Genomic DNA, 15340 nt, shown 5'->3' with positions numbered 1-15340 from the left:
GGGGAGGCGGTGTTGGTTGCGGCAATGTGAGGGACTGGCTCATGGCGTGGTCTAGTAGATGCGGATGGGTTTGCGAAGCTTCAATGTGATGCCGAAGGTGTAGGTTCCGGTTTGTTCATCCGGCTGGATGGTTCCTTCGAACTGTGTGCCTTCGGAGCTGACCATGGGGCTTTGCTGCAATTCACGCAGCACCGCGATGGCCAGTTCGGTGTTGGCCGAGGGTGAGACCCGGGAAAGGTCCACGGCACGGCATTGCAGGGTGACCGTGGCGATCAGGTTGGTGTCCCCGGTTTGGGTGGTGGTAGCGGTGGTGTCGGCAACTCCGGGCATACCGCCCGGCGCCTCCGGGTTTTCAGGTTCGGCCGTCGCAGGTGGGGCCTCCGGATTGGCCGGGGTTGCCGGCCCGCCCGGGAACTTGATGCCATACCGTTTTTCGTAAATGGCGCGGATTTCGGGGTCCCAGCCGGCGGGGCCCTGCTGTTGCTGCTGGGGCTGGTCCACACCGGGCTGTGCATCCGGGCCCAGTTCCGTCCAACCGGTCTGGCGGGCGCTGAGGTTGGCGGTGATGAACCGTTCCACCCAGACGCCCGCGTCTGCACCCAAGCGCTGCTTGGTGGCGTCCTCGACCCGGATCAGGATCCGCCGCAGCTCCATCAACAGATCGGCCCAGTAATACCGCTGTTCCATCCAAGTGGTGAGCTGCTCGGCGTTTTGCTGGAGCCGGCGCAGCTCCGTGTGGGCGCGTTTGAACTGTTGTTCCCGGGCCTGCAACGGCTGGACGTCGTTGCTGACAGTTTTGAGGTCCTCCTCCATCACGGTGGCCAGGCGGGAGAACAGGAACCCCACCGCTGCCACGATGACCACCAAACTGTAGGCCGAGGCGATGAAGTAGGGTTTCTTTTGGTTGAAAGCCTGCCAGCGCAACGTGCTGGGCGGCATCAGGTTCAACTCCACGGGGCACTGGGCCACGTTGCGGAGTCCCAAACCGACCAGCTCGCCCATGGCATGGGCCACCTTGGCCAGCTCCTCCAAGTTGATGGCCGGATCAATCTCCACCGACCGCAGCGGGTTGAAGTACTCGACCGGGATGTTGAGTTTTTCGGCAAAGAACTGCGCCGTATAAGGCATGATGGAGGCGCCGCCGGCGAGATAAAGTCGTTGCGGGGCTGACCCTCCCTGTTGGCCGCGGTAAAACTGGATGGTTTGATTGACCTGGATGTGGAGCCGGGTCATGAACTGGCGGGCGATCTTGGCGATGGCCGCCTGGTGGGGGTTTTCCGGCTCTTCGTAGGCGCCGCCGAGACTGACGAACCCCTCGGCAATCTTGATCTTTTCGGCCTGTTCCCACCGCAGCTTGGCTTCCTGGGCGAAATCCTGGGTGATGGCGTTGGCGCCGAGGTTGATGCTGCGGGCGAAAACCTTGCCCTTCTCGAAAAAGAGGAGGTTGCTGGTCTTGGCGCCAATGTCCAGGAGCATGCAGCATTCCTCGACGTCGGCGTAGTTGTACCGGAAGGCGTTGCAAAGGGCGGCGGGGGACACATCGGTGAGCAAGAGGTTCAGCCCCGCGGTCTCGGCCAGGCGGAACAGGCCCTCCACGATTTCCGACTTGATGGCCACCAGCAGAACCTCCAGTTCACCCGCGGGCGTGGTGCCCAGGATCTGGTAATCCCACACGACCTCCTGCAGGGGGAAGGGCACGTTCTGCTGGGCCTCGTATTGAATGATTTGGGAGACCTTGCCGGTGTCCACCGGGGGCAGCTTCACGAATTTGGAGAAGACGTGGAAGCCGGGCGCGCAGACGTTGAGGTCCCTGGCTTTGATCTGCTTTTCGGCGAGGATTTCCTGAAGCGCCTTGAGGGAGACCTGCTCGCGGGTGGATTCCTGGGAGCCCTGAAGGCCCAGCGGGCGGAACCCGTACTGCTTGAGTCGCAGCCCCCCGGACTCGCTGGGCTCAAATTCCGCCAGCTTCAGGGTCCCCGCCCCAAAATCCACCGCCAAGAATGACCGTGCGCTTGCCATTGGGCCGTGTTTCGTTCAGTGCCCCACCATAATCCTTGGCGCCTTTGCTTGCCAAGTCTTGAAACGGTCGCGTTCGATTAAAAAAAACCGATGCGAGCGTCAACACCAAAACACGGAGGCACCAATCCGCGCTACCTTTGGCTCGCGAAATGAAACCTTGACCCAGGTCTTCACAAGTGCGCGCACCGGCTCACACCCGGGTCATGTGAGGGACCGAATCCCGGAGGACCGGGATTGTCAGAGAGCGGATGCGGAGCCGTCCAAGCCGCGGCCCGGCCTTACGAGGGCCGCGTCGACAATGCGAAGGTGGGCCCAACGGCTCTCCTTGTGCGGTAACTTCGAGGGCCGTGCTGGGTCGCACGGGGTGAGACGAAATCGTGCTCGACAGGGGTGAAAGGGGCAAAGTGGCTTCGGGTGCCCTGCTCTTCCCGATGCCGGGGAGGGCGCTGCGTCCGGCAGGACCCGAAAGTTTGGGACCCTGGGAGCCCTTCGCTGCTGGCGCAATGCGGGCAATGCGGGACCGCGCGCGTCCCACGGCGCCGCCAATCCGTCACCGCCTCACAGCCAGGGTACTCAGGGCCAGAGCCGGGTGTGCCAGGTCGGCGTTTCATCAGCGGTTGTGGGGATGGCGATCCCGGTGCCGCCCCGGACGTGGCTGGCAGAGCCGATTGCGGTTCGAGGTTCCAGCCAGCCCGTCGATCGTGGGCTTATCGTTGACGGAGGACCCCGGTAAGGGGGTTGTTGGCCGGACTGAGCCTTGCAGCGGCCGAAAGCACCGGAAACACCAGCGAATTCCCGGTTGCGGCTCCGGCCGGGGGCGGTATGTTGGCAATGTGGACTGGCAACAGGCAGCCTCCCTGGGCATCGTGGCGGTCGCAGCCGTCTGGTTGCTGGGACGCTTGATGCGTCGACGGCGTCAACCCGGTTCGGGTGCCGGGTTGTGCGGATGCAGTGGAGGCGGCAAGGGCCAGCCCGGGAGCATCGTTTGCCGGGCTCGCAAGGGCGAGCGGCCGCAGGTAGTGGTTCGTTTTCGTTAACTCCGCATGGTTTCAGCGCATGAATTGGTTCTTTCTTCAGGGATTCTTTCCATGGCCACGATGAAATCCTCCGCACACGTGCCGGGTCGGCCTGTCGTCAGCCGGCGCGAACCTTCCGAACAGGCCCAATGGCAGCCCAATACCGACCTCTACACCACTGAGGACGGCCTGGTGGTCAAGGTGGAGCTGGCGGGCATGTCCAGTGAGAACCTGGAGATCCTTGTGGAGGGGAACCGACTCTGCATTCGGGGGCACCGGCCGGACAGTTGCCGCGCCGCGCGGTGCAATTTTCTGGTGATGGAGATCAGCTATGGATGGTTCGAGCGGGTGCTGGAGCTGCCGGAATGTTACGACCTGAGCCGGGCGCGGGCGGTGTATGTAAACGGGTTTTTGCGGATTGACGTGCCCCTGGCGCGGGAGTCTGTGCCGGGACGGAAGCGCCTCACCGTGGAGCCCGCGCCGAACGGCAAATAAAGCGGCCCGGTCGCAGGCCGGTCAATCAATCCCACGAGATGTCCATCCCGAGGGAATCCACCGACACGGAGTATGTGAGCATCCACGATGTCGCCCGGGAGGCCGGTGCGCCGTCGCGGATTTCCTCGCGGTCGTTGCCGGAGGCGCTGCCGGTGTTGGGGTTGTCGGACATCGTGGTATTCCCCGGGATGGTAACGCCGTTGCTGGTCGAGTCGGGTCCGAGCATCCAACTCATTGATGACGTGGTGGCGGGCGACCGGCTGCTCGGAGTTTGTCTTCAGCGCAGGCCGGAACAGGAAAACCCGGGTCTGGGGGACCTGCACCCGGTGGGGTGCGCGGTGCGGCTGTTGAAGATGCTGAAGTATCCGGACGGCAACGTGCGGATTCTGGTGGAGGGGCTGTGGCGGATTCGGCTGCGGGAGGCGGTGCGTGAGTCGCCCTACCTGGTGGCGAAGTATGACCTGCTGCGGGACGAGCGCGATGATTCAGTGGAGACACTGGCGCTGTTGCGCAACGCACAGGCGGAGTTCCAGGACATCGTGCAGTTGTCCCCGGCGATTCCCGAGCAGGCCCGCATGGCGGCACTGAACGCGGAGGATCCGGGGCATTTTGCCGACCTGGTGGCGGTGCACCTGAACCTGCGGCTGGAGGAACGGCAGAAGGTGCTGGAAACGGCCCCGGTTCGTGAACGGCTCCAGATCCTGCTGCCGCTGCTGCATCGGGAACGGGAGGTCCTTTCCCTCAGCTCGAAAATCCAGGCCGAGGTGGCCACCTCCATCACCAAGACGCAGCGGGATTATTTCCTGCGGGAACAGTTGCGGGTGATCCGGCGCGAGCTGGGCGAGGAAGAGAGCGGCAGCCCGGACGTGCGAATCCTGCGCCAGCGGTTGGAAGAGCTTCAGTTGCCGGCCGAGGTGCGGTCCGTGGCGGCCCGGGAACTGGAACGGCTGGAGCTAATCCCCGGTGTCTCGCCGGAATATGCGGTGGCGCGGAACTACGTGGAATGGATCCTGGCGCTTCCGTGGACCCGTGAGACGGAGGACAACTGGGATCTGGACCGCGCGGCGCGCATCCTGGACGAGGACCACTACGGGCTGGAGAAGGTGAAGGAACGGCTGCTGGAATTCATCGCGGTGCTCCAGCGGCGGCGCCAGATCAAGGGCCCGGTTCTCTGTCTGGTGGGACCGCCGGGTACGGGCAAGACCTCTCTGGGCCGCAGCGTGGCGCGGGCTTTGGGACGGAAATTTGCCCAAATCTCGCTGGGCGGCGTTCGGGACGAGGCCGAGATCCGGGGGCATCGCCGGACCTACGTGGGGGCCATGCCGGGCCGGATCCTTCAGACCCTCCGCCGGTTGGAAAGCCGCAATCCGGTCCTGGTGCTGGATGAACTGGACAAGGTGGGCAATGATGCCCGAGGCGACCCGGCCTCGGCCCTCCTGGAAGTGCTGGATCCGCTGCAGAATCAGGCCTTTGTGGATCACTACCTGGACCTGCCGTTCGACCTTTCGCGCGTGTTGTTCATCGGCACGGCCAACTGGCTGGACCCGGTTCATCCGGCCCTGCGCGACCGGCTGGAAGTGATCGAACTGCCGGGATACACGGAATCGGAGAAACTGCACATTGCCCGGCGGCATCTCTGGCCGCGCCAATTGCAGGAACACGGCCTGTCGGCCCGGGAGGTCACCCTGCCGTCGGCCACGGTGCGCCGGATCATCCGCGAGTATACCCGCGAGGCCGGCGTGCGCCAACTCGAACGGGACCTGGCGGCCCTGGCGCGGAAGGCCACCCGCCGGCTGCTGATTTCGAATCCGCAGGCTCAAGGTGCGCCGGTGCGGATTCAGCCCGCGGACCTGCCCGAGTGGCTCGGTCCGCCCCGGTTTCCCGCCGAACCGCCGGAACGCATTCGGGATTGCGGGATTGCACTGGCGCTGGCCTGGACACCCTACGGCGGCGAGGTGTTGTACATCGAGGTCACACGCATGCCGGGTCGAGGTCAGTTGCTTCTCACCGGTTCACTGGGCGAGGTGATGAAGGAAAGTGCACGCACGGCGTTGAGTTGTCTGCGGAGCCGTGCGCAGACGCTGGGGCTGTCGGTGGAACCGGAGGACAAATACGATTGGCATGTGCACATCCCGGCCGGCGCCGTCCCAAAGGACGGCCCCAGCGCGGGCCTTGCGGTGTTGATGGCGCTGGCGTCGCTGGAACAACAACGGCCGGTGCCGTCGGACCTCGGCCTGACGGGCGAGATCACCCTCCGGGGGCAGGTCCTGCGCGTGGGTGGCGTGCGTGAAAAGCTGTTGGCGGCCTGCCGACACGGCCTGCGCCGCGTGATTCTGCCGGTGGGCAATCAAGGGGACTGGGAGGAGGTCCCGGCCGAGGTCCGGCAACGCCTCAAACCGCTCTTCGTGCGTCACATCACGGAGGTGTTTTCTCTGGTGTTTCCCCGCGCATGAAACCGTTTTTGACCTGCGCCCGGTTGCTCCGGACCGTTCTGCTCTGGTGGACGGCAGCCTTTTTCTCCGGAACCTTGATGGTGCGTGGCGCCGAGTCTGCCGAGAGGGCGGGCCGGGACATCATCCAGCGGATTCGCAGCATGACGCCCGAGGCAGCTCTCACCAATCGGGGACGGTTGGTGGTGCGTCCGGCCCGCCCACAGCCGCCCTTTGAAGTACCGCTTCAACTGGCGGTGTTTCCGCTGGAGACGGGCTGGTGCACCCTGTACGAGGCCGGGCCGGACGCGGAGGGCGTCCGGGTCCGTTTATGGATCCGGCACCGGCCCGACGGCCCGCCCAACGTGTTCCGTGCCGCGTGCGGGCGCGACGAACCTCTGCCGAAGGAGGGAGCCCCGCTGCCATCGAGCGAATGGATGCGGCCCGTGGCGGGGAGTGATTTCACCCCCGCAGACCTCGCCATGGCGTTTCTTTGGTGGCCACGACAGCGGCTGATCCGTTCCGAAATGCGGCGCGGACAGTTCTGCGACGTGGTGGAGAGCGAAACCGACGAGGCCCCGCCGGAAGGTTATGTTCGGGTGCGCGCCTGGTGGGATCGCGACACGGGCGGGCTGGTTTATGCCGAGGCGTTCGACGCCGAGGGTCGGCTGATGAAGGAGTTTCTGCCGCGACGCTTTCGAAAGGTCCAGGGGCGTTGGGAGGTCACGGAACTGGAAATGATCCACCGCCAACGCGGCAGCCGCACCCGACTGGTGTTTGAGCTGCCCTGAGGGCGGTAATTGCCCGCGGATTTTGGTACGCAACCGGCCCATGGGTGGTACCCGCTCCCCGGCAGCTCGGTTGCATCGCTGCGAAGGCAGGCGACGCCGGCAGGGGCTTTCACGTCCGGGCTCCGAACCGTGCGGGGCGGGATGCTGTTGGGTCGGGCTTCACCCGGGTCTCGTCGCGGCCGCTTCACCCTGTTAACCGGCCGGATGGTGTGGGCCCTAAGGGTGGGGTCTGGTCCTGGCGCGGCTGCACAGCGGCCTGAACCATGTGGCGCAGGGCGGGCTCGACCTCGGCCCAGCGGCGCGTTTTGAGGCCGCAGTCGGGGTTGACCCACAGCCGTTCGGCCGGGATCACCTCCAGCGCTCGTTCCAGCAACGCCTCGATCTCTTCCACCGATGGCACGCGCGGCGAGTGGATGTCGTACACGCCGGGACCGATGGCATTCGGATAGTGGAAGCGCCGGAAGGCGTCCAGCAACGCCATGCGCGAGCGCGCCGCCTCGATGGAGATCACGTCGGCGTCGAGCGCGGCGATGGCCTCCAGGATGTCCTCGAAGTCGGCGTAGCACATGTGCGTGTGGATCTGGGTCTCGTCGCGCACGACGCAGGAGGCAAGGCGGAAGCATTCGACGGCCCACTCGAGATAGGCGGGCCAGTCCCGGCGGCGCAGGGGAAGCCCCTCGCGCAGGGCTGGTTCGTCGATCTGGATGACGGCGATGCCGGCGGCTTCGAGGTCGGCCACCTCGTCGCGGAGCGCCAGGGCAATCTGGCGGCAGGTGTCGGCCCGGGGCTGGTCGTCACGCACGAAGGACCACTGCAGGATCGTCACCGGCCCGGTCAGAATGCCTTTGACGGGACGCGCGGTGCAGCGCTGCGCAAAGGTGGTCCAGCGCACGGTCATGGGGCTGCGTCGCGCCACGTCGCCGTAGAGGATGGGCGGGCGCACGCAGCGCGTGCCGTAGCTCTGCACCCAGCCGTTTTGTGTGACCAGAAAGCCCTGAAGCTGCTCGGCAAAATACTCCACCATGTCGGAGCGTTCGGGCTCGCCGTGCACGAGCACGTCCAGCCCGATGGCTTCCTGGCGGGCGATTGTCTCGGCGATGGTGGCTTCCAGGAACTGCTCGTAGGCCGCGCGGGACAGCTCGCCCCGCCGAAAGGCCGCGCGCTGCCGGCGCAGCTCGTCGGTCTGGGGGAACGAGCCGATCGTGGTAGTGGGCAGTGGCGGCAGCTTCAGCCGCGTGCGCTGCAGCGCGTAGCGCTCGGCAAAAGGACGGCCCCGGCGGGACATCTCGGGCGAAAGCGTGGCCAGGCGCCGCCGCACTTCCGGGTCGATCCGACGCGCAGAAGTCAGGCGTTCCTGACGCGCCCGGCGGGCTGCCTCGAGCCGATCCCCTGCGGCTGCCTCGCCCTCGTTGACAAGGCATTTGAGCGTGACCACCTCGTCCAGCTTCTGGCGGGCGAAGGCCATCCAGGGACGGATTTCCGGGTCGAGTTCGGGCTCGGCGTCCAGATCGATCGGCACGTGCAGCAGCGAGCAGGAGGGACCAACCCAGACCCGTTCGCGGCCGAGGGCGTCGACGGCCCGCCGCAGCATGGAGGCGGCCACGTCGAGGTCAGTGCGCCAGACGTTGCGGCCATCCACCAGCCCCAGCGACAGGATGCGGTCTTCAGGCAGGTGGGCCAGGGCCGAATCGAGCTGCTCGGGCGCGCGCACCAGATCGAGATGGACGGCCGCCACCGGCAGCGAGAGCGCCAGCGGCAGGTTTTCCTCGAGGCCGCCGAAGTAAGTGGTCAGTACCAGCGCCGGATGCTCGGGCCGGTTCAGCGCCGCGTAGGCCTGCTCATAGGCCTGTCGGGCACCGGGCGGCAGGTCAAGCACCAGGCAGGGCTCATCCATCTGCACGTAGCGGGCGCCAGCCGCCTTCAATCGGTGTAGCACCTCGGCGTAGACGGGCAGCAGGCGGTCGAGCAGCGTAAGCGGGTCGAGGTGCGCCACCGTCGCCCGGCCCAGCAGCAGGAACGAGACCGGTCCCAGCAACACCGGCCGCGTTTCGATGCCCAGCGCCTTAGCCTCCAGGTATTCGTCGATGGGCTTCGTGGAGGCGAGCCGGAAGCGCTGCTCCGGGTGGAATTCGGGCACCAGGTAGTGGTAGTTCGTATCGAACCACTTCGTCATTTCCAGCGGCGGAACGCCGGTGCCTTCCAGTCCCCGCGCTTCCAGCTCTTTTTCCTGGACGCCCCGGGCCATGGCAAAGTAGGTGGTCAGGTCCACGGTCTCGCCCTTCCAGCCGAAACGCTCGGGCACGGCGCCCACGAGCGCGATCGTATCGAGCACGTGGTCGTAGAGCGAGAAGTCGTTCGAAGGAATCTGATCAAGCCCGGCCTCCTGTTGCCATTGCCAGTGGCGGGCCCGGAGCTGGCGTGCCGTCTCCTGCAGCGCGTCTTCCGACGTGCGGCCGGCCCAGTAGCCCTCGACGGCCCACTTCAGTTCACGATGGAGCCCGATGCGGGGAAAACCGAGATTCGTTGCCTGGATCATGGGGTGCAAAGTTTTTTTAGGAAATAGGCAAAGGGCGTAATCTGACGCTTTGTTCATCTACGCTGACTGCATAGCCTTCGAGCAAGCGTTGCCCGAATCGCCGCAGAACACGATCTATATGGCGTGCGACCGTATTGGGATCTACGTTGTACAGGCGAAGCGTGATCAGGGAGGGTTTTGGCCATCCAGAAATTGCCAAAAGTGATGAAAAATCAAGATCATGGGTTATGAGAATGCGACCTTCTTCCCGGGCAAGTCGCAGCACTTCCCAGTCCGGTGCGTTGACCGGCAGCCGATCCGAAACACGAATTACATCCCAGCCCTGCTGTTGCAATAGCGCAACAGTTAGGGGCGAGATGTTCATGTCGGCGAGCAGACGTATTGCTTCGCTCATGCCTGTTCCGGCAGATCCGGATGAACCTGTTCCGAAACATGCCAGGCCGCATAGGCAAGCGCCTGGTAGATGTCTTCGGCTTCCAGTTCTGGATAGGCTTCCAGCACCTCCTGTACGGTTTTACCCGCAGCCAGCAGCTTCAGGATGGTGCTGACCGTGATGCGTGTCCCCCGGATGGTGGGCTGACCCAGGCAGATTTCCGGGTTGATCGTGATGCGATCCAGCGGTTTCATCTTGCTGTTTTGTTTTGCGTTGAGACCGGTTGTTTCCAGTCCAGTTCCACCCGCTCACTCATCCCACGAGAGCGCGGCGGCCTGCTGGTATTCGGTGACCCGCGTCTCGAAAAAGTTCTTTTCTTTGAGCAGATCGATGGTTTCGCTCATCCAGGGGAACGGATTCTTCGAGCCGTAGCGGGCCCTGAGGCCGATGCGCTCCAGGCGTCGGTCGGCGATGTACTGGACGTACTCCCGGAACATGGGCGCCGTCAGACCCAGCACGCCGCGTGGCAGGCAGTCGTAGGCATAAGCCACCTCCAGCTCGACGGCCTCTTCGATGAGCTGCTGCACCTCACGCTGAAATTCGGGCGTCCACAGCTCGGGATTTTCGGCCTTGATGCCGTTGATCAGGTCGATCCCGAAGTTCAGGTGGATTGTCTCGTCGCGCAGGATGTACTGGAACTGCTCGCCGATGCCGGTCATCTTGTTCTGGCGATGGAAGGAGAGGATCATGGCAAAGCCGCTGTAGAAGAAGATCCCCTCCATGATCACGTAGTAGCCGATCAGGTTTTTCAGAAACGCCCGGGCGCCCTCGACGGTGGCTGTGGTGAAGTCGGGCCGCAGCACTTCGCGCGTCAGCTCCATTTCGAATTCGTCCTTGCGGGCCACGGCCGGGATTTCACGGTACATGTTGAAGACTTCACCATCGTCGAGGCCCAGGCTTTCGACGATGTAGAGGAAGGCGTGCGTGTGGATGGCTTCTTCAAAGGCCTGGCGCAACAGGTACTGGCGGCACTCCGGGTTCGTGACGTGGCGGAAGATGGCCAGCACGATGTTGTTGCCCACCAGGCTTTCGGCCGTGGCGAAGAAGCCCAGGTTGCGCAGGATGACCAGCCGCTCGTCGTCGGTCAGCTTGTTGGAACGCCACAGCTCGATGTCGCGGGCCATGGGGATTTCGCTAGGCATCCAGTGGTTTTTGCAGCCGTTGAGGTAATGCTCCCAGGCCCAGGCGTACTTGATGGGCATGAGCTGGTTGACGTCCACCTCGTGGCAGTTGATCAGGCGCTTGTCTTCGACGCGAATGCGGCGCGAACCGAAGGCGGGAAGTTCCATCATGGCTGTTCCTGGTTTTGGGGTTGGACGTGGAAGACGTTAATCACTGGCAGGCCTCACAGCTCGGGTCGTCCGGCGAGCAGGCGGGCCCGTCGCGGCGGACGACGATGTCGCTCGAAGGCGAGCGGCTTTTCATCCAGCGGGGCTGGATGCCGCGGCGGTTGATGTCGAGCGTGGATTTTTCGATCTGGGTGGCGGCCAGCGCCCGCAGGTAGTAGGTGGTCTTCAGGCCGAGCTGCCAGGCGAGCTGGTACGTTTCGCTGAGCATGCGACCGCTGGGCGCGGCCAGATACAGGTTGAGCGACTGGCTCTGGTCGATCCACTTCTGGCGCCGGGCCGCACACTGGATGAGCCAGCGCGGTTCGATTTCAAAGGCCGTCCGGTAGCGCTCCTTCAGCTCGGGCGGGATGCGCTCGATCTCCTGCACCGAGCCGTCGTAATACTTCAGGTCGTCCAGCATTTCCTCGTCCCAGAGGCCTCGTGCTTTAAGATCACGCACGAGGTAGGGGTTGGGCTGGGTGAACTCGCCCGAGAGATTGCTCTTGACGTAGAGGTTTTTGTAGGTGGGTTCGATCGACGGGCTGACGCCGCAGATGTTGGCGATGGTGGCTGTAGGGGCGATGGCCAGTACGTTCGAATTGCGCATGCCCTGGCGGCGGATCTTTTCGCGCAGCGCGTCCCAGTCGAGGCGGGCTGTGCGCGGGACGGGCACCGGCTCGCCGCGCTCGGCTTCGAGCAGGTCGAGCGTGTCGAGCGGCAGCAGGCCACGATCCCACTTGGAGCCCTTGAACGTGGGATAGGCACCGCGCTCGGCTGCCAGGTCCGACGAGGCCTCGTAGGCGCAGTAAGCGATGAATTCCATGAGCTCGTCGGCCAGCTCCACGGCGGCCTCGCTGGCATAGGAGAGTCCCCGGCGGTAGAGCACGTCCTGAAAGCCCATCAGGCCCAGGCCGATCGGCCGGTGGCGCAGGTTCGCGGTGCGGGCTTCCGGGATCGGGTAGAAGTTGAGATCGATCACGTTGTCGAGCATGCGCACGGCCGTGCGGATCGTGTCGCGCAGCCTGTCCCGATCCAGCTCGCCCCGCTCGTCCACGTGCGCCACCAGGTTGACCGAACCCAGGTTGCAAACGGCCACCTCTTCGGGCGAGGTGTTCAGCGTGATTTCGGTGCAGAGGTTCGACGAGTGGACGACGCCCACATGGTCCTGGGGCGAGCGGATGTTGCAGGGGTCCTTGAAGGTGAGCCAGGGATGGCCGGTCTCGAACAGCATCGAGAGCATTTTGCGCCAGAGATCGACGGCCTCGACGCGGCGCCAGTTGCGGATGCGGCCGGCTTCGGCCTCGCGCTCGTAGTGCTCATAGCGCTCGCGGAAGGCGCGGCCGTAGAGGTCGTGCAGATCGGGCACCTCGTCGGGCGAAAAGAGCGTCCAGTGCCGGCGTTCCCGCACGCGCTGCATGAACAGATCCGGAATCCAGCAGGCGGTGTTCATGTCGTGCGTGCGGCGGCGCTCGTCGCCCGTGTTGCGGCGCAGCTCCAGAAACTCCTCGATGTCCAGATGCCACACTTCCAGATAGGCGCACACGGCGCCTTTGCGTTTGCCGCCCTGGTTGACGGCCACGGCCGTGTCGTTGACGATCTTCAGGAAGGGGATGACGCCCTGGCTGCGGCCGTTGGTGCCCCGGATGTGGGCGCCCAGAGCGCGGACGGGCGTCCAGTCGTTGCCCAGCCCCCCGGCCCACTTCGAAAGCAGCGCGTTGTCGCGGATCGCCTTGAAGATCGCGCCCAGGTCGTCCTGCACCGTGGTCAGGTAGCAGGACGAAAGCTGGGGATGGGGCGTGCCCGCGTTAAAGAGCGTGGGCGTGGAGTTCATGAAGCGGAAGCTCGAAAGCAGCTCGTAGAACTGGATGGCGCGGGCGGTGGGATCGTCTTCGGCGAGCGCCAGCCCCATGGCCACGCGCATCCAGAGATACTGGGGCAGCTCGAAGCGGCGGCCTTCGGGCTCGTGCAGCAGGTAGCGGTCGTAGAGCGTCTGCAACCCGAGGAAGGTGAACTGACGGTCGCGTTCGGAGCGGAGCGCCGCGGCCAGGCGGTCGAGGTCGAACGTCTGGAGCAGGCGCTCGTCGAGGCGGCCCAGGCGGACGCCGTGCTCCAGGTACGCCCGGAAGCCGGCGCGACAGGCTTCGGCCTGCTCAGCGGGCGGCACCGGGCGTCCGAAGACCTCGCGGTAGAGCGCGTCCAGCAGCAGCCGGGCGGCCACGTACGTGTAGTTGGGCTCGCGTTCGATGTGCGTGCGGGCCGCCAGAATCAGCGCTTTGTCCAGTTCGTCTTCCGGAATGCCCGGATAGACCGTGCGCAGCAGCTCTTCTCGGACCAGCCCGGGATCGACGTCGTCCAGACCGTCGCAGGCCGCTTCGATGCGCACGCGCAGCGCTTCGTGCGGAAACGGTGCTTCGGTGCCGTCGGCGCGGCGGTAGGTGAGTTGCTGGCGGCGGCGCGCCTCGGCGCGGGCCTCGCGGTAGAGGATGTAGCGGCGGGCGACGGCGTAGCGTCCGGCCCGCATGAGCGTGCGCTCCACCTCGTCCTGGATTTCTTCGACAGACACCTCGGCGCGGTCCCGGCACCAGCGCACCACGGCGCCGGTGAGCGCTTCGATCTCTTCGGCCAGTTCGGCCGAAAGGGGCGCGTCGGCAGGTAGTTTGAGCGTGGCGCGGAAGGCTTTTTCGAGGGCGCGCCGGATGCGCTCGGCGTCGAACGACACGCGTCGGCCGTCCCGCTTGATAATGGTGGGCAGAGGCCCGGCCGGGGTCGCCGGGAAGTTGGTGGTGCCCCCGCCCTGGTCCGGTGATGCGTGCGGAGCATCCGGTTGCCGGGCGAGAACGGCTGCTGCGTCTCCTGTTGGCAAATCAGCTGCAAGGGCCTCCGGTCCGGAGGCAACGGTTTGAGTCCCGTCAAAGGGACCTCGCGGGGCCGATCGGTGCCGGCCACCGTTGAGCATGAGCATGGCAGGTGGTGATTCGAATGCGCGGCCGCCAAAACCGCGCTGGTTGGCTTCCTCACCCTGTCGTTTGGCGCGACAGCGGCCCGGTCACCCAACCGGGCCCGATGAGCGTGAACAAGCAGGTCTTCTGGCTCCGAGGTCATCCTACTCCGCCGGCCTTCCCATCCTTACGGACAGTGGCCTTTGAGGCGTTTCGTCGCTCGTTACAGCGGCGCAACCGCGCGGGATTCTCACCCGCTTCCCTATTCTCCCCGCTCGTGCGGGGCACTTGTTCACGGCGTGTTCCGGACCACTCCGGAACGTTCAAAGAACCGCCGCCAATCTGGAGACGTTTTTCCAAATGTCAACACCCTGGGTTACACCCGGACTTTGAGTGTTCAAAACCACGCGCTAGCAGGGCCCGGCACCCCTGAAGGGCCGTACCAGCAAGTGGGCGAATGTGACTCGCCAAATGACCCTGCCGATCTGTAGCGGGGTGAAAAGTTGGTCCGGCCGGGCATCGGACAGCCAACCAGGCGCGCAGGTCGAAGGTGGGACAGAAAGATTGTCGCATGAACGAAATTACAAGGGGCGGTCCCGGGTGCCCAAAAGTGGCCCGGCTTCTCGCCGACCGGGATTTCTTCAAGATCCCGGCAGCGCGCAGTTCACCGATCGCCGTTCCTCGTTTGGCAATCAGCCACACTCCCGTGGTTGGGTTCGGGTTTCCCGGGCTGCGAGGTTACAGGCCCGCTTCCCGATCCCCTGCCCATCGATCTTTGAAGAGGCCGGGCACGTCGGGGCGGTTTTACGAGCAACAAACCGCGGTGCGGCTTCGGTGCCCGCACCCCGGCGAGGGTAACCCTGGAAGCGGCAGGGCGCGGAAACCCGCGAAGGCAGCCATGACCGCCAGGGTACTTACCCCGGAATGAGGCGCGCAGACCGACCCCGGACAGTGGTTTTGGCGGTGCGCAAGTGCGGAGGAGTTGGGGGCGACCGGGACAATCTTTACCGCCGGGGCCGGATCAAGGTTTCAGCACTGAGGTTGTTCCATGAGCTGTGGGGTTCCCCCATCGACCTGGTCGCGTAGGCAGATCCCCCGGTCGGCAAAACCCGGGAAGGGATGTGGAGGAGGCTACAGTGCAATGCTGAGGTCGGAGGTTTCGAGGGACCACACGCGCCCGGGTTGGATTCGGCCCCCTGCCCGGCCGGTCCGGTCTGCTGTTTTGTGCATGTCACAGCGGCCGACCGATCCCTCAGGGTTGTCCCGGGCGTTCCCCGGGCAGCCCCAAACCTTAGCCATCGCCTGAGGTATTGCACCGGCGGGTGAAGATTTTTTTGGGTTCGGCGTTGAATAT

The 15340-nt window shown here is 64.9% G+C and carries 9 protein-coding genes and 1 riboswitch; of the genes, 3 read left to right on the top strand and 6 right to left on the bottom strand.

Going from position 1 to position 15340, the window contains the following annotated elements; genetic code table 11:
- Nucleotides 1–51: 51 nt before the first annotated feature.
- Nucleotides 52–2019 carry a type IV pilus assembly protein PilM gene (gene pilM / locus G4L39_RS11615; RefSeq protein ID WP_165108351.1) on the bottom strand — a complete coding sequence of 656 codons (1968 nt, stop codon included), beginning with the start codon at nt 2017–2019 and terminating at the stop codon, nt 52–54.
- A gap of 1088 nt (nt 2020–3107) precedes the next feature.
- On the opposite strand from pilM, the gene G4L39_RS11610 reads away from it, so the two are divergent.
- From G4L39_RS11610 to G4L39_RS11600, 3 genes are read left to right on the top strand one after another with little or no spacing between them, the layout of a single operon-like run.
- A complete protein-coding gene (locus tag G4L39_RS11610) occupies nt 3108–3530 on the top strand; it encodes an Hsp20/alpha crystallin family protein (protein ID WP_165108350.1) in 423 nt (140 codons plus the stop codon).
- A gap of 38 nt (nt 3531–3568) precedes the next feature.
- Nucleotides 3569–5983 (top strand): endopeptidase La, encoded by a 2415-nt coding sequence (lon, locus tag G4L39_RS11605; RefSeq protein ID WP_165108349.1) that lies wholly within the window; start codon nt 3569–3571, stop codon nt 5981–5983.
- Nucleotides 5980–6750, top strand: coding sequence for an outer membrane lipoprotein-sorting protein (locus G4L39_RS11600; RefSeq protein ID WP_165108348.1), 771 nt, complete (start codon nt 5980–5982; stop codon nt 6748–6750). Before lon ends, G4L39_RS11600 begins: the two co-directional genes overlap by 4 nt.
- A 184-nt stretch (nt 6751–6934) precedes the next feature.
- Here the strand turns inward: G4L39_RS11600 and metE are convergent, their stop codons facing one another.
- From metE to G4L39_RS11575, 5 genes are read right to left on the bottom strand one after another with little or no spacing between them, the layout of a single operon-like run.
- Nucleotides 6935–9286 (bottom strand): 5-methyltetrahydropteroyltriglutamate--homocysteine S-methyltransferase, encoded by a 2352-nt coding sequence (gene metE / locus G4L39_RS11595; RefSeq protein WP_165108347.1) that lies wholly within the window; start codon nt 9284–9286, stop codon nt 6935–6937.
- A 16-nt stretch (nt 9287–9302) separates the two neighbouring features.
- Complete coding sequence (locus G4L39_RS11590) at nt 9303–9680, bottom strand: DUF5615 family PIN-like protein (protein WP_165108346.1); 378 nt, start codon at nt 9678–9680, stop codon at nt 9303–9305.
- Nucleotides 9677–9913, bottom strand: a complete 237-nt coding sequence (locus G4L39_RS11585; RefSeq protein ID WP_165108345.1) for a DUF433 domain-containing protein — start codon at nt 9911–9913, stop codon at nt 9677–9679. The genes G4L39_RS11590 and G4L39_RS11585 overlap by 4 nt, the downstream gene beginning before the upstream one ends.
- Nucleotides 9914–9967: 54 nt before the next feature.
- On the bottom strand, nt 9968–11011 hold the full coding sequence (locus G4L39_RS11580) for a ribonucleotide-diphosphate reductase subunit beta (RefSeq protein ID WP_165108344.1): 1044 nt from the start codon (nt 11009–11011) through the stop codon (nt 9968–9970).
- Between the two features lie 40 nt (nt 11012–11051).
- Nucleotides 11052–13799, bottom strand: coding sequence for a ribonucleoside-diphosphate reductase subunit alpha (locus G4L39_RS11575; protein ID WP_165108428.1), 2748 nt, complete (start codon nt 13797–13799; stop codon nt 11052–11054).
- 307 nt (nt 13800–14106) lie between these two features.
- Nucleotides 14107–14293, bottom strand: a riboswitch (cobalamin riboswitch).
- Nucleotides 14294–15340: the final 1047 nt, after the last annotated feature.

Origin of the sequence: Limisphaera ngatamarikiensis (genome assembly GCF_011044775.1) — a bacterium.
Lineage (GTDB): Bacteria > Verrucomicrobiota > Verrucomicrobiia > Limisphaerales > Limisphaeraceae > Limisphaera > Limisphaera ngatamarikiensis.
Note: the sequence above shows the minus strand (reverse complement) of the source record. Positions and strands in the feature narration are given on the sequence as shown.